The 21307-nt window shown below is 67.1% G+C and carries 17 protein-coding genes and 1 riboswitch; of the genes, 15 read left to right on the forward strand and 2 right to left on the reverse strand.

Annotated elements, in window-relative coordinates:
* Positions 1–52 precede the first annotated feature (52 nt).
* Positions 53–305: riboswitch (cobalamin riboswitch) on the reverse strand.
* A 34-nt stretch (positions 306–339) separates the two neighbouring features.
* The 4 genes from zapB to JJ685_RS21625 all read left to right on the forward strand — a co-directional run bounded on the left by zapB (position 340) and on the right by JJ685_RS21625 (position 3206).
* Positions 340–552 (forward strand): cell division protein ZapB, encoded by a 213-nt coding sequence (gene zapB / locus JJ685_RS21610; protein ID WP_201676413.1) that lies wholly within the window; start codon positions 340–342, stop codon positions 550–552.
* Positions 549–893: a cell division protein ZapA gene (locus JJ685_RS21615; protein ID WP_201676414.1), complete on the forward strand. Its 345-nt coding sequence runs from the start codon at positions 549–551 to the stop codon at positions 891–893. Before zapB ends, JJ685_RS21615 begins: the two co-directional genes overlap by 4 nt.
* A gap of 538 nt (positions 894–1431) precedes the next feature.
* On the forward strand, positions 1432–2232 hold the full coding sequence (locus tag JJ685_RS21620) for a sulfite exporter TauE/SafE family protein (RefSeq protein WP_201676415.1): 801 nt from the start codon (positions 1432–1434) through the stop codon (positions 2230–2232).
* Positions 2233–2264: 32 nt separating this feature from the next.
* On the forward strand, positions 2265–3206 hold the full coding sequence (locus JJ685_RS21625; RefSeq protein ID WP_330901820.1) for a methionyl-tRNA formyltransferase: 942 nt from the start codon (positions 2265–2267) through the stop codon (positions 3204–3206).
* On the opposite strand, the gene JJ685_RS21630 is transcribed toward JJ685_RS21625, so the two are convergent.
* Entirely contained in the window at positions 3157–4119 is a 963-nt protein-coding gene (locus JJ685_RS21630) for a LysR family transcriptional regulator (RefSeq protein WP_201676416.1), read from the reverse strand. The two genes, JJ685_RS21625 and JJ685_RS21630, sit on opposite strands and share 50 nt — an antisense overlap.
* Positions 4120–4228: 109 nt before the next feature.
* On the opposite strand from JJ685_RS21630, the gene JJ685_RS21635 reads away from it, so the two are divergent.
* The 6 genes from JJ685_RS21635 (at position 4229) to oxlT (ending at position 10516) form a co-directional block, all read left to right on the forward strand.
* Positions 4229–4453 (forward strand): hypothetical protein, encoded by a 225-nt coding sequence (locus JJ685_RS21635; protein ID WP_201676417.1) that lies wholly within the window; start codon positions 4229–4231, stop codon positions 4451–4453.
* Positions 4454–4785: 332 nt separating this feature from the next.
* A complete protein-coding gene (locus JJ685_RS21640; RefSeq protein WP_201676603.1) occupies positions 4786–5784 on the forward strand; it encodes a Bug family tripartite tricarboxylate transporter substrate binding protein in 999 nt (332 codons plus the stop codon).
* A 103-nt stretch (positions 5785–5887) separates the two neighbouring features.
* Positions 5888–6409 carry a tripartite tricarboxylate transporter TctB family protein gene (locus JJ685_RS21645; protein ID WP_201676418.1) on the forward strand — a complete coding sequence of 174 codons (522 nt, stop codon included), beginning with the start codon at positions 5888–5890 and terminating at the stop codon, positions 6407–6409.
* Between the two features lie 34 nt (positions 6410–6443).
* A complete protein-coding gene (locus JJ685_RS21650) occupies positions 6444–7973 on the forward strand; it encodes a tripartite tricarboxylate transporter permease (RefSeq protein WP_201676419.1) in 1530 nt (509 codons plus the stop codon).
* A 29-nt stretch (positions 7974–8002) separates the two neighbouring features.
* Positions 8003–8836, forward strand: coding sequence for a cytidylate kinase family protein (locus tag JJ685_RS21655; RefSeq protein ID WP_201676420.1), 834 nt, complete (start codon positions 8003–8005; stop codon positions 8834–8836).
* A gap of 465 nt (positions 8837–9301) precedes the next feature.
* Positions 9302–10516, forward strand: coding sequence for an oxalate/formate MFS antiporter (oxlT, locus tag JJ685_RS21660; protein WP_236599202.1), 1215 nt, complete (start codon positions 9302–9304; stop codon positions 10514–10516).
* A 59-nt stretch (positions 10517–10575) separates the two neighbouring features.
* Here the strand turns inward: oxlT and JJ685_RS21665 are convergent, their stop codons facing one another.
* Positions 10576–11184 (reverse strand): Crp/Fnr family transcriptional regulator, encoded by a 609-nt coding sequence (locus JJ685_RS21665; RefSeq protein WP_201676422.1) that lies wholly within the window; start codon positions 11182–11184, stop codon positions 10576–10578.
* 130 nt (positions 11185–11314) lie between these two features.
* Here JJ685_RS21665 and oxc point away from each other — a divergent pair, with 130 nt between their 5' ends.
* From oxc to fdhF, 5 genes are all read left to right on the forward strand, one after another.
* Positions 11315–13045: an oxalyl-CoA decarboxylase gene (gene oxc / locus JJ685_RS21670; protein ID WP_201676423.1), complete on the forward strand. Its 1731-nt coding sequence runs from the start codon at positions 11315–11317 to the stop codon at positions 13043–13045.
* A gap of 46 nt (positions 13046–13091) precedes the next feature.
* Complete coding sequence (frc, locus tag JJ685_RS21675) at positions 13092–14339, forward strand: formyl-CoA transferase (protein WP_201676424.1); 1248 nt, start codon at positions 13092–13094, stop codon at positions 14337–14339.
* Between the two features lie 48 nt (positions 14340–14387).
* Complete coding sequence (locus tag JJ685_RS21680) at positions 14388–16532, forward strand: acetate--CoA ligase family protein (RefSeq protein ID WP_201676425.1); 2145 nt, start codon at positions 14388–14390, stop codon at positions 16530–16532.
* Positions 16533–16541: 9 nt separating this feature from the next.
* Positions 16542–18260, forward strand: a complete 1719-nt coding sequence (locus JJ685_RS21685; RefSeq protein ID WP_201676426.1) for an NAD(P)H-dependent oxidoreductase subunit E — start codon at positions 16542–16544, stop codon at positions 18258–18260.
* Positions 18261–18397: 137 nt separating this feature from the next.
* Positions 18398–21256, forward strand: a complete 2859-nt coding sequence (gene fdhF / locus JJ685_RS21690) for a formate dehydrogenase subunit alpha (RefSeq protein ID WP_201676427.1) — start codon at positions 18398–18400, stop codon at positions 21254–21256.
* Positions 21257–21307 lie beyond the last annotated feature (51 nt).

Genomic DNA, 21307 nt, shown 5'->3' on the forward strand with positions numbered 1-21307 from the left:
CCCGGGCCGGCTTCCCCGCCGGCGCATTGGGCGAAATGTCCGCGCGCTTGCACGCGCGGCCTCTTCGTTGGCCGGTATCCGGGCTGGCGGAAGAACGTTCCATCGCCTTCCCGGCTGCGCTGTTTCAGGCGCCTGCCAGTGGCTTTCGAGGATGGAAGTGGGCAAGGCCCGCGGGCCTCGCCCTCCGCTTACCGTTGCGGGGGCAGCGCAGGTTGGCCTTTCGCGCGGCGCGCGGCAGGCCCCCTGCTTCCCGTTGAACTGCGGCATGCGAACCACACCGCGAGCACCAACCCGAGGATTCTAAAGCAGCGGCCGACACAAAACCCTACAATCGCGGCCATGGCCAGCGGCTCCCAGATCGACCTCCTCGTCGAACGCGTCGAGCGTTTGCTCGTGCGCTACGAGGAGCTGCAGCGCACCAACGCGCTGCTCGCCGAACAGGTGGAGCTGCTCACGACCGAGCGCGACTCGCTGAAGTCGCGCCTCTCGGCCGCCCGCGCGCGCGTCGACGCGCTGCTGGAACGCCTGCCCGATCTCAACACGCCCGCATGAAGCAGCTCGAAGTCCAGATCATGGGCCAGAGCTACCTGCTCGGATGCCCGGAAGGCGGCGAGCAGCGCCTGCTGGAAGCCGTGGAGAAGGTCGACACCGCCATGTGCCGCATCCGCGACGCCGGCAAGGTGAAGGCGCGCGACCGCATCGCGGTGCTGGCGGCGCTGAACCTCGCGTTCGACCTCGCCGGCAAGGCCGCTGCGCCTCCGCTGCAGGCCTCCAGCTTCGCCAACGGCGACGCCACCGTCACCAACCTGCGCAACCTCGCCGACGACGTGAAGATGGCGCAATTGCTGGTGCGCCTGGACAAGGCGCTGGGCGACGACGGCCGGCTGCTCTGAGGCCGGGAAAACCAGACAGCCGGACGCAGAGATTGCGCAGAGGGCGCAGAGAAGACCTTTTTGAAGGTTTTTTCTGCGCCCTCTGCGTATCCTTTGCGCCCTCTGCGTTCGGCTGTCTGGTGTCCACCCGAACAGGCAAAGCAGTTGAGCTTAGCCGCAATCATGTCAAGCCTGAAAATCTCTGATGGCATCGCAGTGGCATTGCACCCGGAGGCGATTTGGGACCTAGAATGGATTCGTCTGCAGTGCGTATCGGGCTTTATATTTCCTTGAACCAATGCTCAACGAGCAAGGGCTTGGAACATCGCTCGGTGAGCGTGAACATCTCGCGTCAGATGATCCCAACGCCGAAGCTGACCTCGCCCACCTGAACCCCGGTTCAGGATGCGGTCCGGTGGCACTACAGACACCTTATTCCGGCCGGCCGCCTCGCGCGGCCGGCTCCGTTTTCGAAGCCCCCTCGCACGGCTGAGCCACAATGGCGTCATGCGTCCGCCGCGTGGCGGCCGCCCCGCGCGCCGCGCGCGGCACAAGAACGATGTTGCTGCAACCCGTCCTGATTCTCGAACTGCTGCTCGCCGGCGTCGGCGCCGGGCTGCTGTCCGGCCTGCTGGGCATCGGCGGCGCGATGGTGCTGGTCCCCGTCCTCACCTTCGTGCTGGGACACACCGGGACGCCGCCCGAGTACACCGTGAAGATGGCGGTGGCGACCTCGCTCGCCACGATCATGTTCACCTCCGCATCCTCCGTGCGCGCGCACCACCGGCGCGGCGCCGTGCGCTGGGACATCGCCCGCGTGCTCGCGCCCGGCATCGTGCTGGGCTCGCTGGCGGGCGCGCAGGTGGCGGTCGCCCTGCCCTCGAAGGCGCTGGGCATCCTGTTCGCCGTCTTCATCGCGTTCTCGGCGACGCAGATGCTGCTCAATCGCAAGCCGCAGGCCTCGCGCACCATTCCGCGCCCGGCCGCCACCTTCGGCGTGGGCCTCGTGATCGGCCTGCTCTCGGCCATCGTGGGCGCCGGCGGCGCCTTCATCTCCGTGCCCTTCATGACCTGGTGCAACGTGAAGATCCACGAAGCCGTGGGCACCTCCGCGGCGCTGGGCTTCCCGATCGCGCTGGCCGGCACGGCGGGCTACATCTGGGCCGGCCGCGCGCTGCCGCAGGCGCCGCCCGGCTCGATCGGCTACATCTTCGTTCCCGGCCTCGTGATCATCGCGCTGGCCAGCATGACCCTCGCGCCGCTCGGCGCGCGCATCGCCCATGGCATGGAGATCCAGCCGCTCAAGCGGATCTTCGCCGTGGTCCTCTACTGCATCTCCGCGTACTTCCTGCTGCGCTGACCAAGGAGCCCGCCATCGCCCGCATCGCCTTCATCGGACAACAGGAATTCGGCAAGGCCGTCCTGGAAGCCTTCATCGCCCGCGGCGACACCATCGCCGGCGTGTTCTGCGTCCCCGACAAGCCCGGCGCCAGGCCCGACGCGCTGAAGGCCGACGCCCTGGCGCTGGGCCTGCAGGTCTTCACCTTCCCCAGCCTGCGCAGCCCCGAGGCCGAAGCCGCCATGCGTTCGCTCGACGCGGACATCGGCATCATGGCCTACGTGCTGCAGTTCGCGCCGCAGTCCTTCGTCAACATCCCCAGGCACGGCACGATCCAGTTCCATCCCTCGCTGCTGCCGCTGCACCGCGGGCCGTCGTCCATCAGCTGGCCGATCGCGCTCGGCGCGAAGCGCACCGGCATCACGATCTTCCGCCCCACCGACGGCCTCGACGAAGGCCCCGTGGTGCTGCAGAAGACCTGCGACATCGGCGCCGACGAGACGCTCGGCGAGGTCTACTTCAACAAGCTGTTCCCGTTGGGCGTGGCGGCCCTGCTGGAGGCCACCGACCTCGTGATGGCCGGCCGCCACGAGGAGCGCGTGCAGGACGAATCGACCGCCACCTACGAGGGCTGGATGCACGACGAGGAGTGCGAGATCCACTGGCCCGGCCACGTGGACACCATCTACAACCTGATCCGCGCCTGCAACCCGGCGCCGGGCGCCTGGATGATGCTCGATGGGACGAAGGTGCGCGTGTACGACTGCCGCAAGCACGTGGTGGGGCGCTTCGTCGCGCGCGGCCACAAGCCGGGCGACGTCGCCGGCGTCACCGAGCACTCGATCGTGATCTGGGCCCAGGGCGGCCTGGTCGAGATCCTGAAGCTGCGCCCCGAGGGCAGCGGCAAGATGAGTGCCGGCGAGTTCGCGCGCCAGCGCGGCCTGGCTATTTCGACCGGGTGGCAGTCCTGGGTGCGGCAGGCTTCGCCGGCCTGACACCGAGCGCCTGGTCGATCAGCGTCGCGCCATCGGCCAGCAGGAAGTTCTTGAAGGCCTGCGCCACCGGCGGCAGCCGCTTGGCGCGCCGGTGCACCACGAACCAGTTCAGCATCAGCGGGAAGGCCTGCACGTCGAGCACCGCGAGGCTGCCCGCCTGCAGTTCGCGGCTGACGGTGTGCGCCGACAGGAAGCTCACCCCCATGCCCGCCATCACCGCCTGCTTGATGGTCTCGGTGCTGCGGATCTCCATCGCGACGTTGAGCCCGCCAAGGTTGCCGCCGAAGGCCTGCGCCATCGAGTTCCAGGTGTCGGAGCCCTTCTCGCGCACCACGAAGGGCTCGCGGATCACGCGGTAGATCGGGATGCGCGGCGTCTTCGCCAGCGGGTGCGTGGGCGCGGCCACCACCACGTAGGGGTGCGGCGCGAAGGCCTCCGCCACCGTGTCCTCGTCCTCCGGCGGGCGCACCATCACCGCGAGGTCCGTCGTGTTGTCCCGCAGCTGGGCCAGCAGTTCCTCGCGGTTGCAGACGCCGAAGTTCAGCGTCACGCCCTCGTGGCGCTGCGCGAACTCGACGAGCAGGCGCGGAAAGAAATAGTCACCGGCGCTGATGACCGAGACATTGAGCCGACCGCCGGAGACGCCCTTGTACTGGGCCATCGCCTCCTCGGCTTCCTGGAACTTCTGGATGATCTCGCGGCTCGACTGCAGCATCTGCGCGCCCGCCGGCGTGAGGTGGATCTTCTTGCCCAGTTGCTCGAACAGCGGCAGGCCCGCGTGCTCCTCGAGCTTGCGCACCTGCGTCGACACGGCCGGCTGGGTCAGGTGCAGTTCCTCCGCGGCCCGCGAGAAGCTGCGGTGCCGCGCCACGGCCTCGAAGACCTTGAGCTGGCGCAGGGTGGCGTTCTTCATGCGTGCCGATCATAATCTGCAGATGATGGAAACCATCAACTACTTTCACTATCATTAATCGAACCAGGCGCCTAGAGTGCAAGGCATCGGAGTACGAAAGGAGACCGTCATGCGCCAGCAAAGCACGCCCGTGCAGGCCACGCCTCTTTCCCATGTCTGCAGCGCCGACGAGGAGCTGGACCTGACCTGCGATTGGGACCCGCAGCGCCACGGCGAGGGCCGCGAAGGCCTGCGCGCCTACGTCGAGAAGGAGCTGCCGCACCTGCTGCGCGCCTACGACGCCGAGTTCCTGGTCGATGCGCTGGCCCGTGCACGCGGCCGCAGGCAATCCTGAACGGCCACCTCCGCAGCGCGGCGCCTCTCCCGGCGCCGCTTTCGCATGGGGGCCCAGCAGGAAGAATGTTCACGCGTTCCTCGGTAGTCGCACCGATGGACGCCTGCGTGCCCTTCGCGCCAGAGTGTTTTCCGCCCCGCAGAGAGGCGTCGCACCGCCCCCGGACTTTCCCTAGACGCCGTCCTGATTTCCGCAAAATTGACCGCAGTCAAGAGGATTCGGAGCCGGTTGGCCGGAGCATGCGACGCGGTCTCGCGATGGACGTCATCAACGGACAAGATGGCGCGGCGGGGCAAGCTCAAGGAGACAAAAGCGTGAAGCCAAGCAAAGTCATGTTCCGCACGTCGGTCGCCCTGTCGGCCGTCGCAGCTTCCGCCGCCATGTTCGCGGCACCCGCCTTCGCGGCGTGGGAACCCTCCAAGCCCGTGGAGTTCGTGGTGCCCGCCGGCACCGGCGGCGGCGCGGACCAGATGGCCCGCCTGATCCAGGGCGTGGTGGTCAAGCACAACCTGATGAAGCAGCCCCTGGTGGTGGTCAACAAGTCGGGCGGCGCCGGCGCCGAAGGCTTCCTCGACGTGAAGAACGCCAAGGGCGATCCGCACAAGATCGTGGTGACGCTGTCGAACCTGTTCACCACCCCGCTGGCCACCGGCGTGCCCTTCAACTGGCGCGACATGACCCCGGTGTCGATGATGGCGCTGGACAACTTCGTGCTGTGGGTCAACGCCGAGACGCCCTACAAGACCGCCAAGGACTACCTCGCCGCCGCCAAGGCCGCAGGCCCGGGCAAGATCAAGATGGGCGGCACCGGCTCCAAGCAGGAGGACCAGATCCTCACCGTGGGCCTCGAGAAGGCCACGGGCGCCAAGTTCATCTACGTGCCCTTCAAGGGCGGCGGCGAAGTGGCCGTGCAGCTGGTCGGCAAGCACGTGGACTCCACGGTGAACAACCCCATCGAAGCCGTGGCGCAGTGGCGCGCCGGCCAGCTACGGCCGCTGTGCGTGTTCGACGAAAAGCGCATGCCGTACAAGAACAAGGTGACCGACACCATGTCCTGGGGCGACATCCCGACCTGCGCCGAATCCGGCGTGCCCACGCACTACACCATGCTGCGCGGCATCTTCATGCCGCCCGGCGTCAGCGCGGAGCAGAAGCAGTTCTACGTCGACCTGCTGAAGAAGGTCCGCGAGACGCCCGAGTGGAAGGACTACATGGAGAAGGGCGCGTTCAACCAGACCTACATGGACGGCGACGCCTTCTTCCAGTGGCTGGGCAAGGCGGAGCAGAACCACCGCGAGCTGATGAAGGACGCCGGCTTCCTCGCCAAGTAGCCGTCCACTAACGCCCCCGCACGCCGGGGGCGTTCCGTTTCCAGGTTCCCCTTTCCGAGAACGATTCACGCAACAGGCCGGCAGGCGGCAGGAGACAAGCGCAATGGAGATCCAACAGCAGCCCGAAGGCGCCGAGCGCACGGGCGTGCCCACGTTCGCGGTCGAGGCCGTCGTCGCGGCCCTGGTGCTGCTCATGGGCCTGGTCGTCACCACGACGAGTTGGAAGCTCGGCGCGGGCTGGATGAGCGACGGCCCCGGCGCCGGCTACTTTCCGTTCTACATCGGCGTGATCCTGTGCGTCTCCGGTGGCGGCATCCTGTACCAGTCGCTGCTGGGCAAGAAGCGCAACACCGAGATCTTCGTCGACCGGGAGCAGATCAAGCGCGTGCTGGTGGTGCTGATCCCCGCCGCGGTCTATGTCGGCGCGATCCAGCTCGTGGGCATGTACGTGGCCTCGGCGATCTACATCGCCGGCTTCATGATCATCCTGGGCAAGTTCCCGCGCGTGAAGAGCGTGCTGCTCGCGCTCGCGATCGCCGCCATCTTCTTCGCGATGTTCGAAGTCTGGTTCAAGGTCCCGCTGCACAAGGGCGTCCTGAACCCGCTCGGCTTCCTGGGCTATTGAGCCCGCCCCGCAACCAGGCAACGGACTTCCGCTCATGACCGAACTCAGCGCACTGTTCCATGGCTTCAGCGTCATCCTGACGCCGATGAACATGCTCCTCATGCTGGTGGGCATCACGCTCGGCGTGCTCATCGGCGTGCTGCCGGGGCTCGGCGGCGCCAACGGCGTCGCCATCCTGCTGCCCCTGACCTTCACGATGTCGCCCACCTCGGCGATCATCATGCTGTCCTGCATCTACTGGGGCGCCCTCTTCGGCGGCGCCATCACCTCGGTGCTGTTCAACATCCCTGGCGAACCGTGGTCCGTGGCCACCACCTTCGACGGCTATCCGCTGGCGCAGAAGGGGCAGGCGGGGCAGGCGCTGACGGCGGCCTTCACCTCCTCCTTCGTCGGCGCCTTCGTCGCGGTGCTGATGATCACCTTCATGGCCCCGCTGGTCGCCAAGTTCGCGCTGAAGTTCGGCCCGCCGGAGTTCTTCGCGGTGTACCTGCTGACCTTCTGCAGCTTCGTGGGCATGGGCAAGGGCTCGCCCTTCAAGATCCTGGCCTCGATGGCGATCGGCTTCGCGCTGGCCGCCGTGGGCATGGACACCGTCACCGGCCAGCTGCGCCTCACCTTCGGGTTCGAGGAACTGATGCGCGGCTTCGACTTCCTGATCGCGGTGATCGGCCTGTTCGGCATCGGCGAGATCCTGCTGTCGATGGAGGAAGGCCTTGCCTTTTCCGGCAAGACCGCCAGGATCAGCCCGAGGGTCGTGCTCGAGACCTGGAAGCAGTTGCCAAAGTACTGGATGACCTCGGTGCGCAGCTCACTGGTCGGCATGTGGATGGGCATCACCCCCGGCGGCGCGACGCCGGCCTCCTTCATGAGCTATGGCCTGGCGAAGAAGATGTCGAAGGACGGCGCCAAGTTCGGCACCGGCCAGCTCGAAGGCGTGGTTGCGCCGGAAACCGCGGCGCACGCCGCCGGCACGAGCGCCCTGCTCCCGATGCTGGCGCTGGGCATCCCCGGTTCGCCGACCGCCGCGGTGCTGCTGGGCGGCCTGCTGATCTGGGGCCTGCAGCCCGGCCCGCTGCTGTTCGTGGAGCAGAAGGACTTCGTCTGGGGCCTGATCGCTTCGATGTACCTCGGCAACCTGGCCGGCCTGATCGTGGTGCTGACCACAGTGCCGCTGTTCGCATCCATCCTGCGCATCCCCTTCTCGATCATCGCCCCGGTGATCGTGGTGATCTGCGCGATCGGTGCCTTCACCGTGCACAACGCGATGATGGACGTGTGGCTGATGCTGCTGTTCGGCGTGGTCGGCTACGTGTTCAAGAAGCTCGACTACCCGTTGGCGCCGCTGGTGCTGGCCCTGGTGCTGGGCGACAAGGCGGAGGATTCGTTCCGCCAGGCCATGCTGGTGTCGCAGGGCGACCTGTCGATCATGGTGGCCAATCCGCTGGTGGGCACCATCACCGGCCTGGCGCTGCTGCTGCTGTTCTGGCCGCTGCTCTCGAAGCTCGTGCACAAGCTGCGCCCGCCCAAGGGCAGCAACTTCGCGTCCGAGCAGCCCGTGGACTGAGTCATCCGTAGAGAGGAAGGGGACCTGTCATGCCAGTCATCGCACTGACCCAGGAAATGGGCTCGCTGGCCAAGGACGTCGCCGAGCGCGTCGCCCAGATCGCCGGCCTGGCCATCATGCGCAACGAGGTGGTGGACAACGTGGCGGAGCGCATGCACCTGCCGCCCAGCCTGATCCGCCGCGTGCGCGAAGGCAAGGCCGGCCTGGTCGAGCGCTTCACCACCGACAAGCAGCAGTTCGCGCTCTACACGGAGGAGGAGGTCCTCCACCAGGCGGAGCGCGGCAACGTCATCCTGCGCGGCTGGGGCGCCACCCGCGTGCTGCACGCCGTGCCCCACGTCCTGCGGGTGCGCGTCACGCGCTCGTTCGACTCGCGCGTCAAGTGGGTGATGGACGACCTGGAGACCGACAACCGCGCGTCGGCGGAAGCCGAGGTGCGCCGCAGCGACAACGCACACGCCGCGCGCATGCACACCACCTATGGCGTCACCTGGGGCGATCCGCTGCTGTACGACCTGGTGATCAACACCGACCGCGTCACGGTGGAGGGCGCCGCGCAGACGATCCTCTCGCTGGCGGCGCAGCCCGAGTTCCAGGAGACGCCGCAGTCGCGCGCGAAGCTCGCGGGGCTGGCGCTGGCGGCGAAGGTGCGCGCGGCGCTGAAGGCCAACGCATCCACGCAGCACACGGACGTGCAGATCGACGCATCTGAAGGGCGCGTGGTGTTGAGCGGGATCGTGGTCAACGAGAAGGAGAAGGTGGAAGCGGAGCGGATCGCGAGTACGGTCGCCGGCGTGGGAAGCGTGGACAACCAGCTTCACCTGATGGTGATTTCGCGGAAATTCACTTACGCGAAGACGTGAATGTTCCTCACTCCCGCGCAGGCGGGAGCCCCTGGAAAGCGGCCTGCGGGCCGCTTTTTCATTGCGTCGCCATGCCTGGATTCCCGCCTCCGCAGGAATGGCGGGAGGCGGGGTGCGCGGGTCATTCAAACTTTCATTGATGCTCTAACAAAGCATCGTTGATGGTTCGTTTCCCTCGGAACGATGACCCACCTCAAACAACTCCAGGCCCGGCGAGAAATACCTTTAGGTACTTACCCGCGTTCATGACCGCGGTCAATTTTTTGCCCCGCCTGCCGCTTCCAGAATGCGCCGTCCCACCGAAATGCGGCGCGGCGAATCCCACTTCCTCATTGGCGACAGCAGAGACTCAGGAGACATCGGATGGAAAAGACAGTTGACGCAGTACCGGGCTACGGCGCCCCTGCCAGCGGAGCGCACGCCAGCGCCGGCTACGGATCGGCCTACCGCTGGGGCCAGCTCGTCATGGGCATCATCTGCATGGCGATGATCGCCAACCTGCAATACGGCTGGACGCTGTTCGTCAACCCGATCGCGGACAAGTACCACTGGACCCGGGCGGCGATCCAGGTCGCCTTCACCATCTTCGTGCTGACCGAGACGTGGCTGGTGCCGATCGAGGGCTGGCTGGTCGACAAGTACGGCCCGCGCGTCGTCGTGATGGGCGGCGGCATCCTGGCCGGCCTCGGCTGGATGATCAACGCCTATGCCGACACGCTGACGCTGCTGTACGTGGGCGCGGCCGTCGGCGGCGTCGGCGCGGGGGCCGTGTACGGCACCTGCGTGGGCAACGCGCTCAAGTGGTTCCCGGACCGCCGCGGCCTGGCCGCGGGCCTGACGGCCGCCGGCTTCGGCGCCGGCTCCGCCCTCACCGTGGTGCCCATTTCGGCCTACATCCAGTCGCACGGCTACGAAGCGGCCTTCCTGTACTTCGGCATCGGCCAGGGCGCGATCATCTTCCTGCTGTCGTGGTTCCTGACCCGCGCCCCCGAGCACAAGAGCGGCGCCGCCGGCTCGGCCAAGGTGATGCAGTCGCGCCGCGACTACACCACCGGCGAGATGGTGCGCAAGCCCGTCTTCTGGGTCATGTACCTGATGTTCGTGATGGTCGCCGCCGGCGGCCTGATGGCCACCGCGCAGCTGGCGCCGATCGCCAGGGATTTCAAGATCGACGGCGTGCCGGTCAACATCATGGGCCTGGTGCTGCCCGCGCTGACCTTCGCGCTGGCCATCGACCGCGTCCTCAACGGCCTCACCCGTCCCTTCTTCGGCTGGGTGTCCGACCAGATCGGCCGCGAGCTGACGATGTTCATCGCCTTCGCGCTGGAAGCGGTGGGCATCCTTTGCCTCTACAAGTTCGGCCACAACCCGATCGCCTTCGTGATCCTGACCGGCCTGGTGTTCTTCGCCTGGGGCGAGATCTACAGCCTGTTCCCCTCGACCTGCGCGGACACCTTCGGCTCGAAGTACGCCGCCGCCAACGCGGGCCTGCTGTACACCGCCAAGGGCACGGCCGCGCTGCTGGTGCCGCTCTCCAGCGTGCTGACCGCCGCCACCGGCAGCTGGCACGCCGTGTTCATCGTCGCCAGCGTGATGAACGCGATCGCGGCGGCCCTCGCCTGGTTCGCGCTGCGCCCGATGCGCCGCGCCCACCTGGAGCAGTCGGCGCGCGAAGCCTGAACGGGACCGCCGCCAACGGAAACGGGCGCCTCGGCGCCCGTTTTTTCATTGGGAGGGATTCATATCTTTCCGCGCGACTTCAGCCGGCTCAGCGTTTCCGCGGAAAGGTTGAGGTAGGAGGCCGTTTCCTTCTTCGGCAGCCGCTCCTCCAGCTCCGGATGCTTGCGGAAGAAGCGCTTCACGCGCCCCGGCGCATCGAGCAGGTGCAGCGTGATCGTGTGCGCCATGATCTCGCTCATGACGTACATCACGTCGTACTCGAACACCTGCTTCAGGCCCGGGTGCCGCTCGATGAAGGCGACCCAGTCGCGCAGCGGCAGCTTGGCCACCCGCGCCTTGGTCACGCACACGATGCTGTAGGGCGCCGGGGTGCCGAGCCGCCAGGCGGCGTAGCTCGTCTCCATCTGCCCTTCGTCGGCGAAGCGCAGGATCATCTCCTTGGCCTCGCGGTTGCTCACCACGCGCTTGAGGATGCCTTCGAGGATGAAGTACTGCTCCATCTCGTGGACCCCCTGGTTCAGCAGCGCTTCCCCCTTCTGGCAATCGACGACGACCAGGAGCGGTTCCAGCTCTGCCATCTGCGCCGCCGTCATGCCCTTGAGCACCACGTTATGCGCCAGCTGGACCCGGATCACATTGCGTTCTGGATGTTGTTCTATCGAGGACATGGATTCGGCACCGAGGGATTCCCCTCAATGCATTTTTTCGAAAATTGACCGCAGTCAAGAGGGTTTGCCGAGGGCGACTTCTACCATTCTCGCACTCCCGAAACCCGGACCTTCACTGGACGCATTCACCATGACCACCGAAACGCAGGATCGCGAAACGACCGACGGCTTCCATCTCGTCATCGACGCCCTGAAGCTCAACGACATCGACACGATCTTCGCCCTGCCGGGCATCCCGATCACGGACTTCCTGCGCATGGCGCAGGCGGACGGCCTGAAGGTCATCTCCTTCCGCCACGAGCAGCACGCCGGCAACGCCGCCGCCGCCGCCGGCTTCATCACCCAGAAGCCCGGCATCTGCTTCACCGTGTCGGCCCCCGGCTTCCTGAACGGCCTCACCGCGCTGGCCAACGCCACCACCAACTGCTTCCCGATGATCCTGATCTCCGGCTCCAGCGAGCGCGAGATCGTCGACCTGCAGCAGGGCGACTACGAGGAGATGGACCAACTGGCCATCGCCAAGCCCCTGTGCAAGGCCGCCTTCCGCGTGCTGCACGCCGAGGACATCGGCGTCGGCATCGCCCGCGCCATCCGCGCCGCCGTCTCCGGCCGCCCGGGCGGCGTGTACCTGGACCTGCCCGCCAAGCTGTTCGCGCAGACGATGGACAAGGAAGCGGGCCAGAAGTCGCTGATCAAGGTCGTCGACCCGGCGCCGAAGCAGATTCCCGCGCCGGACGCGATCAAGCGCGCGGTCGACCTGCTGAAGGGCGCGAAGAAGCCGCTGGTCATCCTGGGCAAGGGCGCCGCCTACGCGCAGGCCGACGCCGAGATCAAGAACTTCGTCGAGAAGAGCGGCATCCCCTACCTGCCGATGTCCATGGCCAAGGGCCTGCTGCCCGACAACCACAACCTGTCCGCCTCCGCCGCCCGTTCCTACGTGCTGGCCGAAGCCGACGTGGTGATGCTGGTGGGCGCGCGCCTGAACTGGCTGCTGTCGCACGGCAAGGGCAAGACCTGGGGCGCCGGCGCCTCCAAGGAAGCAGGCAAGCAGCAGTTCATCCAGATCGACATCTCGCCGACGGAGGCCGACAGCAACGTCGCCATCGCCGCGCCCCTGGTGGGCGACATCGGTTCCTGCATCTCCGCGCTCAACACCGCCATCGCCTCCGGCTGGAGCAAGCCGCCGTCCGACTGGACGGGCGCGATCGCCGAGCGCAAGGACAAGAACCTGACCAAGATGGCCGAGACGCTGGCGAAGAACCCGCCGGTGATGAACTTCCACAGCGCGCTGAACGTCATCAAGAACACGGTCAAGGAGAACCCGAAGGCCTACCTGGTGAACGAGGGCGCCAACGCGCTGGACTTCACCCGCTCCATCGTCGACATGTACGAGCCGCGCAGGCGCCTCGACGTGGGCACCTGGGGCATCATGGGAATCGGCATGGGCTTCGCCGTCGCGGCGGCGGCCATCACCGGCGAGCAGGTCATCGCGGTGGAAGGCGACAGCGCCTTCGGCTTCAGCGGCATGGAAGTCGAAACGATCTGCCGCTACGAGCTGCCGGTGTGCGTGGTCGTGATGAACAACAACGGCATCTACAAGGGCACCGACGTCAACCCGCGCGGCGACGCGATGGCGCCCACGCAGTTCGTCAAGAACGCCCGCTACGACCAGATGATGCAGGCCTTCGGCGGCGTCGGCGTGGTCGCGAAGAACCCCGAGGAACTCGATCGCGCCCTGAAGGAAGCGATCGCCTCGCGCCGGCCGACGCTGATCAACGCGATCATCGACGAGACGGCGGGCACCGAGTCGGGCCGCATCACGAGCCTGAATCCGGCGGCGGCGAAGAAGAAGACCGCGTGATCCGCCGGCGTCGCAACGATTTCGAAAACTCCTGAGGAAGCTCACAATGGGTAAAGCACTCGACGGCATCAAGATCCTCGATTTCACGCACGTGCAATCGGGTCCCACCTGCACGCAACTGCTGGCGTGGTTCGGCGCCGACGTGATCAAGGTGGAGAAGGCGGGCGAAGGCGACGCCACGCGTGGCCAACTGCGCGACATCCCGGACGTGGACAGCTTGTACTTCACCATGCTGAACCACAACAAGCGCTCCATCACCCTGGACACGAAGAACCCCAAGGGCAAGGAAGTGCTCATCGAGCTGATCAAGCAGTGCGACGTGCTGGTGGAGAACTTCGCCCCCGGCGCGCTGGACCGCATGGGCTTCTCGTGGGAACGCATCCAGCAGATCAACCCGCGCATGATCATGGCCTCGGTCAAGGGCTTCGGCCCCGGCCCCTACGAGGACTGCAAGGTGTACGAGAACGTCGCCCAGTGCGCGGGCGGTGCCGCCTCCACCACCGGCTTCGACGACGGCCCCCCGCTGGTCACCGGCGCCCAGATCGGCGATTCCGGCACCGGCCTGCACCTGTGCCTGGGCATCGTGACCGCCCTGTTCCAGCGCGAGAAGACCGGCCGCGGCCAGAAGGTGCTGGCCGCCATGCAGGACGCCGTGCTGAACCTGTGCCGCGTGAAGCTGCGCGACCAGCAGCGCCTGGCGCGCAAGGGCGTGATGGAAGAGTACCCGCAATACCCCGAAGGCGAGTTCGGCGACGCCGTGCCCCGCGCGGGCAATGCCTCCGGTGGCGGCCAGCCGGGGTGGATCCTGAAGTGCAAGGGCTGGCAGCACGATCCCAACGCCTACATCTACTTCATCACGCAGGCGCCGGTGTGGGCCGCCATCTGCAAGGTGATCGGCGAGGAGAGCTGGATCACCGACCCGAGCTACGCGACGCCGAAGGCGCGCCTGCCGCACCTGAAGACGATCTTCTCCCGCATCGAGGAGTGGACCAAGACCAAGACCAAGTTCGAGGCGATGGAGATCCTCAACAAGTACGACATTCCCTGCGGCCCGATCCTGTCGATGAAGGAGATCGCCGAGGAGCCGGCGCTGCGCGCCACCGGCACCGTGGTGGAAGTCGACCACCCGACCCGCGGCAAGTACCTGACGGTGGGCAACCCGATCAAGATGTCCGACAGCGAAACCGAGGTGAAGCGCTCTCCCCTGCTGGGCGAGCACACCGAAGAAGTGCTGGCGCAACTGGGCTACAAGCCCGACCAGATCGAAGAACTGCGCGCGGCCAAGGTCATCTGACCGGCCGGGATCCGAGAGAGACAAACCAAACTTATCAAGGGGCAACACATGGCCAACTTCCAAGGCGACAAGCAGAAGGTCCGCGCGATCCTGGATGCGGTGAAGAAGGACGGACGCGACTCGCTGACCGCGCCCGAAGGCAAGCAGATCTGCGACGCCTACGGCATCAACGTGCCGAAGGAAGCCGTCGTCAGCAGCGCCAAGGAGGCCATGAGCACCGCCTCCTCCATGGGCTTCCCGGTGGTGATGAAGATCGTCTCCCCCGACATCCTGCACAAGACCGAAGCCGGCGGCGTGGTGGTGGGCGTGAAGAGCGCCGACGACGCCGCCACCGCCTACGAGCAGATCATCGCCAACGCCAGGAAGTACAAGGCCGACGCGAAGATCGTCGGCGTGCAGGTCCAGCAGATGATCAAGGGCGGCCAGGAAACCATCATCGGCGCGATGACCGACGGCAGCTTCGGCAAGCTGGTCGCCTTCGGCATGGGCGGCGTGCTGGTCGAAGTGCTGAAGGACGTGACCTTCCGCCTGGCGCCGGCGACGCGTGAAGACGCCGCCTCCATGCTGGACGGCATCCAGGCCGCGGAAATCCTGAAGGGCGTGCGCGGCGCCAAGCCGGTGAACCGCGAGGCGCTGCAGGACACGATCGTCCGCGTCTCGCAGCTGGTCTCCGACTTCCCCGAGATCTCCGAGATGGACCTGAACCCGGTGTTCGCGTCCGACGAGGGCGCGATCGCGGCCGACGTGCGCATCGTGCTGAATTTCGACCAGAAGCCGGCGCGCTTCCGCCCGGAAGAGAAGGACGTCGTCACGTCCATGAAGCGGATCATGCAGCCGAAGGCGGTGGCGGTGATCGGCGCTTCCAACGAGGCCGGCAAGATCGGCAACTCGGTGATGAAGAACCTGATCAACGGCGGCTACAAGGGCACGATCTACCCGATCCACCCGAAGGAAGCCGAGATCATGGGGATCAAGGCCTACAAGAGCGTGAAGGACATCCCGGGCGAGGTCGACACCGCCGTGTTCGCCATCCCCGCCAAGCTGGTGGCCGGCGCCCTGAAGGAGTGCGGCGAGAAGAAGATCGCCGGCGCGGTGCTGATCCCCTCCGGCTTCGGCGAGACGGGCAACATCGAAGGCCAGGAAGAACTGCAGCGCATCGGGCGCGAGTACAACATCCGCCTGATGGGGCCGAACATCTACGGCTTCTACTACACGCCGGCCAACCTGTGCGCCACCTTCTGCACGGCCTACGACGTCAAGGGCTCCACCGCCCTGTCCTCGCAGTCCGGCGGCATCGGCATGGCCATCATCGGCTTCTCGCGTTCCGCCAAGATGGGCGTCTCCGCGATCGTCGGCCTGGGCAACAAGTCCGACATCGACGAAGACGACCTGCTGCTGTTCTTCGAGCAGGACGACAACACCAAGGTGATCGCCCAGCACTGCGAGGACCTGAAGGACGGCCGTGCCTTCGCCGAGGTCGCCCGGCGCGTCTCGAAGAAGAAGCCCGTGATCGTGCTGAAGGCCGGCCGCACCGAGATGGGCGCCGCCGCCGCCGCGTCGCACACCGGCGCCGTCGCCGGCACCGACAAGATCTATGACGACATCCTGCGCAGCGCCGGCGTGATCCGCGCCAACAGCCTGCGCCAGATGCTGGAGCTGTCGCGCGGCGTGCCGATCCTGCCGACGCCCAAGGGCGAGAACGTGGTGATCATCACCGGCGCCGGCGGCTCCGGCGTGCTGCTGTCCGACGCCTGCGTCGACAACGGCCTGAAGCTGATCAAGCCGATGCCCGAGGACCTGGACGCCGCCTTCCGCAAGTTCATCCCGCCGTTCGGCGCGGCCGGCAACCCGGTGGACATCACCGGCGGCGAGCCGCCCATCACCTACGTGAACACGGTGCGCCTGGGCCTGGAGGACGACCGCATCCACGCCCTGATCCTGGGCTACTGGCACACGATCGTCACGCCTCCGATGGTCTTCGCCCGCAACATGGTGCAGGTCGTCAACGAGATGAAGGAGAAGGGCAAGGTCAAGCCCGTCGTCGCCTCGCTCGCCGGCGACGTGGAAGTCGAGGAAGCGGCGCAGTACCTGTACGAGAACGGCATCCCCGCCTACGCCTACTCCACCGAACTGCCGGTGGAAGTGCTGGGGGCCAAGTACAAGTGGGCCCGCGCCGCGGGCCTGCTGAAGTAAGGAGAAGCGATGTCGGGTCGACGCGTCATCCCGATCGCCGCGGCCGCCGCGCTCCCCTTGCGGGAGCGCAAGCGGCAGGGTCCCAAGGGCCGCAAGCCCACGGATTCGGCCCTGGCCGAAGTGCGGCAGCTGCTCGGTGACGCGTCGCGCCAGCGCGACCTGCTGATCGAGCACCTGCACAAGCTGCAGGACCACTTCGGCCACCTCTCGGCGGCCCATCTCTCCGCCCTGGCGCAGGAGATGCGGCTGGCCCAGTCGGAGGTGTACGAGGTGGCCTCGTTCTACCACCACTTCGACATCGTCAAGGAAGGCGAGGAAGCGCCCGAGGCCCTCACGGTCCGCGTGTGCGACAGCCTCTCCTGCGAGATGGCAGGCTCGCAGCAGCTGCTGCAGAAGCTGCCCGCCATCCTGGGCCGCGACGTGCGCGTGATCCCTGCACCCTGCATCGGCCGCTGCGAACAGGCACCGGCCGTGGCCGTGGGCCAGAAGCCCGTGGCCTGCGCCACGACCCAGAAGGTCGCGGAGTGCGTGAAGGAGGCGCTCACGGAGGGCAGCACGAAGCACGAGCCCGAGGGCTACATGGGGCTGTCGCAGTACAAGGCGGCGGGCGGGTACAAGCTCCTGGCCGAGTGCCTGGGCGGCAAGCGCGACGTCGAGTCGGTGATCAAGGTGATGGAGGCCTCGGGCCTGCGCGGCCTGGGCGGCGCCGGCTTCCCGGCCGGCCGCAAGTGGCGCATCGTGCGCAACGAGCCCGCGCCGCGCCTGATGGCCGTGAACATCGACGAGGGCGAGCCCGGGACGTTCAAGGACCGCGTCTACCTCGAGCGCGATCCGCACCGCTTCCTGGAAGGCATGCTGGTCGCCGCCTGGGCGGTGGGCATCGACGCCATCTACGTCTACCTGCGCGACGAATACCACGGCTGCCGTTCCCTGCTGGAGCAGGAACTGGCGCGCCTGCAGGCCGACCCGATCGCCAAGTCGCTGCCGCGCATCGAGCTGCGCCGCGGCGCCGGTGCCTACATCTGCGGCGAAGAGTCCGCGATGATCGAGTCGATCGAAGGCAAGCGCGGCATGCCGCGCCTGCGTCCGCCCTACGTGGCCCAGGTCGGCCTGTTCGGCCGCCCGACGCTGGAGCACAACTTCGAGACCCTCTACTGGGTGCGCGAACTGGTCGAGCGTGGCCCCGAGTGGTTCTCCTCCAAGGGCGCGAACGGCCGCAAGGGCCTGCGTTCCTTCTCGGTCTCCGGCCGCGTGCGCGAGCCCGGCGTGAAGCTGGCCCCGGCCGGCGTCACGATCCAGGAGCTGATCGACGAATACTGCGGCGGTATGGCCGACGGCCACAAGTTCTACGCCTACCTGCCGGGCGGCGCCTCGGGCGGCATCCTGCCGGCGAGCCTGAACGAGATCCCGCTGGACTTCGACACGCTGCAGCCCTATGGCTGCTTCATCGGGTCGGCCGCGATCGTGGTGCTGTCGGACAAGGATTCGGCCGTGGGCGCGGCGCGCAACCTGATGCGCTTCTTCCGCGACGAGTCCTGCGGCCAGTGCACGCCCTGCCGCTCCGGCACGGCCAAGGCGCTGGCGCTGATCAATGCACCGAAATGGGACCTCCCGCTGCTGGCCGAGCTGTCGCAGGTGATGCGCGACGCATCGATCTGCGGTCTTGGGCAGGCGGCGCCGAACCCGGTAGATTGCGTGATCAAGTACTTCCCGCACGAGCTGGCGTGAAAACAAGACAGCCGAACGCAGAGGACGCAAAGGATCGCAAAGGACACAGAAGAATACCTTTCAAGGTTTTTTCTGCGTCCTCTGCGTAACCTCTGCGACCTCTGCGTTCGGTATTGGGTTTTACAGGAACGATAAACATGAACGCCGTCACCCGCGCCGAACTGGCGCAGATCGAAGCGCCCACTGTCAAGTTCACGCTGAACGGCAAGCAGGTCGAGGCTCGCGCCAGCGAGACGCTGATCCAGGTCGCCGACCGCGAAGGGGTGGAGATCCCGCGCCTCTGCTACAAGGACGGGCTGGACACCGCCGGCAACTGCCGCTGCTGCATGGTGGAGATCAAGGGTGAGCGCACCCTGGCCCCCAGCTGCTGCCGCGCGCCGACGCCCGGGATGGAGGTCACCACCGACAGCGACCGCGCCGTCAGCGCCCAGAAGATGGTGCTGGAGCTGCTGCAGTCGGACATGCCCGAGGCCGAGTACACCCGCAACAACGAGCTGGACCAGTGGTCCGCCAGGCTGGGGGTCGGCAAGCCCCGCTTCCCCTCGCGCGGCCAGGTCACCGCCGACCTCTCGCACCCCGCCATCGCCGTCAACCTCGACGCCTGCATCCAGTGCACGCGCTGCCTGCGCGCCTGCCGCGACGAGCAGGTCAACGACGTGATCGGCCTGGCCTTCCGCGGCGAGCACGCCAAGATCGTGTTCGACATGGACGACCCGATGGGCGTGTCCACCTGCGTGGCCTGCGGCGAGTGCGTGCAGGCCTGCCCCACGGGCGCGCTGATGCCCGCGCGCGGCGCCGCCCTGCCCGTCCCCGACAAGAAGGTCGACTCGGTCTGCCCCTATTGCGGCGTGGGCTGCCAGCTCACCTACAACGTCAAGGACAACAAGATCCTCTACGTCGAAGGCCGCGACGGTCCCGCCAACCACGGACGCCTGTGCGTCAAGGGCCGCTACGGTTTCGACTACGCGCACCACCCGCATCGCCTCACCACCCCGCTGATCCGCCGTTCCGACGTGCCCAAGGATCCGAAGATGGTGCTGGACCCGGACCGCGTCTTCGACGTGTTCCGCGAAGCCACCTGGGAAGAAGCGCTGGCGCTGGCCGGCAGCAAGCTCTCCGCGATCCGAGACACCAGGGGGCCCAAGGCCCTGGTCGGCTTCGGCTCCGCCAAGGGCAGCAACGAAGAGGCGTACCTGTTCCAGAAGCTGGTGCGCACCGGCTTCGGCAGCAACAACGTCGACCACTGCACGCGCCTGTGCCACGCTTCGTCCGTGGCGGCGCTGCTGGAAGGCATCGGTTCCGGCGCCGTGTCCAACCCCGTGATGGACGTGACGCAGGCCGAAGTGATCGTGGTGATCGGCTCCAATCCGACCGTGAACCACCCGGTGGCCGCCACCTGGATGAAGAACGCGGTCAAGCGCGGCGCCAGGCTGGTGATCATGGACCCGCGCCAGTCGGACCTGTCGCGCCTGGCCTGGCGGCACGTGCAGTTCAAGCCGGACACCGACGTGGCGATGCTCAACGCGATGATGCACGTCATCGTGCACGAGGGCCTGGTCGACGAGGACTTCATCGCCGCGCGCACCATCGGCTACGACGAGCTGAAGAAGAACCTGGTGGGCTACAGCCCCGAGGAGATGGCACCGGTCTGCGGCGTGCCGGCCGAGACGCTGCGCGAAGTGGCGCGGGCCTATGCGAGCTCCAACGCCTCCATGATCCTGTGGGGCATGGGCGTGTCGCAGCACGTGCACGGCACCGACAACGCGCGCTGCCTGATCGCGCTGTCGCTGATGACGGGCCAGATCGGCCGACCCGGTACCGGCCTGCATCCGCTGCGCGGCCAGAACAACGTGCAGGGTGCGTCCGACGCCGGCCTGATCCCGATGATGTACCCGGACTACCAGAAGGTGGTGGATCCCACGGTGCGCGCGCGCTTCGAGAAGCACTGGAACCTGAAGCCCGGCACGCTGGACGACCAGCCCGGCCTGACCGTGGTGGAGGTGATGCACGCCATCCTGGAAGGCAAGGTGAACGGGATGTACATCATGGGCGAGAACCCCGCGATGTCCGACCCGGATGCCGACCATGCCCGCGAGGCGCTGGCCAGGCTGGACCACCTGGTCGTGCAGGACATCTTCCTGACCGAGACGGCCGTCCTCGCGGACGTGGTGCTGCCCGCCAGCGCCTTCCCGGAGAAGACGGGCACCTTCACCAACACCGACCGGCTGGTGCAGCTGGGCCGGCAGGCGGTCACCCCGCCCGGCGATGCGAAGCAGGACCTCTGGATCGTCCAGGAGATCGCCAAGCGCATCGGCCTGGACTGGAACTACAAGCACGTGTCCGAGGTGTTCGACGAGATGCGGCACACGATGCCCAGCATCGCCGGCATCACCTGGGACCGCCTGGAGCGCGAGCACGCCGTCACCTACCCCTGCTCCAACGAGGGCGACCCGGGCGAGCCGGTGGTGTTCGTCGAGGACTTCCCGCGCGAGGGCGGCAGGGCGCGCTTCGTGCCGGCGGACATCATCCCGGCGGCGGAGCGTCCGGACGCGGCCTTCCCGATGGTGCTGATCACCGGTCGGCAGCTGGAGCACTGGCACACGGGCAGCATGACCCGGCGCGCGGGTGTGCTGGATGCGATCGAACCGGATCCGGTGGCGCTGATCCACCCGCTGGACATCGCGGCGCTGGGCGTGAAGCCGGGCGAGCTGGTGACGATCGAGTCGCGGCGCGGCAAGGTCTCGCTGTACGCCCGGGCCGACGACGGCTCGCCGCGCGGCGCCGTGTTCGTGCCGTTCTGCTATTACGAGGCCGCCATCAACAAGGTGACGAACGACAAGTTCGACCCGGTCGCGAAGATTCCGGAGTTGAAGTACTGCGCGATCCGGGTGACGCCGGGCGGGACGGAGCCGGAGCAGGTGAGCTTCGGGGGTGGGCAGATCCTGCGGAAGGCGCAGGAAGAGGCGCTGGAGCAGGCGTTCGCGCCGGCGAAGTAAGGGGCGTTGCCCGCTCTTCCGTCCGACCCGCCCTGCTCTCGTTCATCCCCG

It is taken from the genome of Ramlibacter monticola (assembly GCF_016722785.1).
Taxonomy (GTDB): Bacteria; Pseudomonadota; Gammaproteobacteria; order Burkholderiales; family Burkholderiaceae_C; genus Ramlibacter; species Ramlibacter monticola.

What these genes read in the sequence shown, in the direction of transcription:
- JJ685_RS21650 (WP_201676419.1), top strand. Translation starts at nt 6,444, where the DNA reads ATGACCGAACTCAGCGCACTGTTCCATGGCTTCAGCGTCATCCTGACG.
- JJ685_RS21620 (WP_201676415.1), top strand. Translation starts at nt 1,432, where the DNA reads ATGTTGCTGCAACCCGTCCTGATTCTCGAACTGCTGCTCGCCGGCGTC.
- JJ685_RS21630 (WP_201676416.1), bottom strand. Translation starts at nt 4,119, where the DNA reads ATGAAGAACGCCACCCTGCGCCAGCTCAAGGTCTTCGAGGCCGTGGCG.
- JJ685_RS21635 (WP_201676417.1), top strand. Translation starts at nt 4,229, where the DNA reads ATGCGCCAGCAAAGCACGCCCGTGCAGGCCACGCCTCTTTCCCATGTC.
- JJ685_RS21615 (WP_201676414.1), top strand. Translation starts at nt 549, where the DNA reads ATGAAGCAGCTCGAAGTCCAGATCATGGGCCAGAGCTACCTGCTCGGA.
- JJ685_RS21680 (WP_201676425.1), top strand. Translation starts at nt 14,388, where the DNA reads ATGGCCAACTTCCAAGGCGACAAGCAGAAGGTCCGCGCGATCCTGGAT.
- JJ685_RS21685 (WP_201676426.1), top strand. Translation starts at nt 16,542, where the DNA reads ATGTCGGGTCGACGCGTCATCCCGATCGCCGCGGCCGCCGCGCTCCCC.
- oxlT (WP_236599202.1), top strand. Translation starts at nt 9,302, where the DNA reads ATGGGCATCATCTGCATGGCGATGATCGCCAACCTGCAATACGGCTGG.
- frc (WP_201676424.1), top strand. Translation starts at nt 13,092, where the DNA reads ATGGGTAAAGCACTCGACGGCATCAAGATCCTCGATTTCACGCACGTG.
- fdhF (WP_201676427.1), top strand. Translation starts at nt 18,398, where the DNA reads ATGAACGCCGTCACCCGCGCCGAACTGGCGCAGATCGAAGCGCCCACT.
- JJ685_RS21640 (WP_201676603.1), top strand. Translation starts at nt 4,786, where the DNA reads ATGTTCCGCACGTCGGTCGCCCTGTCGGCCGTCGCAGCTTCCGCCGCC.
- oxc (WP_201676423.1), top strand. Translation starts at nt 11,315, where the DNA reads ATGACCACCGAAACGCAGGATCGCGAAACGACCGACGGCTTCCATCTC.
- zapB (WP_201676413.1), top strand. Translation starts at nt 340, where the DNA reads ATGGCCAGCGGCTCCCAGATCGACCTCCTCGTCGAACGCGTCGAGCGT.
- JJ685_RS21655 (WP_201676420.1), top strand. Translation starts at nt 8,003, where the DNA reads ATGCCAGTCATCGCACTGACCCAGGAAATGGGCTCGCTGGCCAAGGAC.
- JJ685_RS21645 (WP_201676418.1), top strand. Translation starts at nt 5,888, where the DNA reads ATGGAGATCCAACAGCAGCCCGAAGGCGCCGAGCGCACGGGCGTGCCC.
- JJ685_RS21665 (WP_201676422.1), bottom strand. Translation starts at nt 11,184, where the DNA reads ATGTCCTCGATAGAACAACATCCAGAACGCAATGTGATCCGGGTCCAG.